Source organism: Bacillus sp. SIMBA_154, from assembly GCF_046536015.1.
Lineage (GTDB): Bacteria > Bacillota > Bacilli > Bacillales > Bacillaceae > Bacillus > Bacillus pumilus_P.
This window is the reverse complement of the sequence record NZ_JAWJBV010000534.1, coordinates 1-245: the sequence shown is the minus strand read 5'-3', so window position 1 is coordinate 245 and position 245 is coordinate 1. Positions and strand designations below refer to the sequence as shown.

1 tRNA gene is annotated in these 245 nt (G+C 54.3%); it reads right to left on the bottom strand.

What is annotated here, in order from left to right:
• Positions 1 to 95: 95 nt before the first annotated feature.
• Positions 96 to 168, bottom strand: a tRNA-Thr gene (locus R0K30_RS23060).
• Between the last annotated feature and the right edge of the window lie 77 nt (positions 169 to 245).

The following is a 245-nucleotide window of genomic DNA, read 5'->3' as shown; positions in this document are numbered from 1 at the left end:
TCGAACCGCCGAACCCGGAGGGAGCGGATTTACAGTCCGCCGCGTTTAGCCACTTCGCTACCCCTCCACATATGGAATTGATAAAGAAAAAACAGTGCCGGCAAGAGGACTTGAACCCCCAACCTACTGATTACAAGTCAGTTGCTCTACCAGTTGAGCTACACCGGCATATGGTGGAGGATGACGGGCTCGAACCGCCGACCCTCTGCTTGTAAGGCAGATGCTCTCCCAGCTGAGCTAATCCT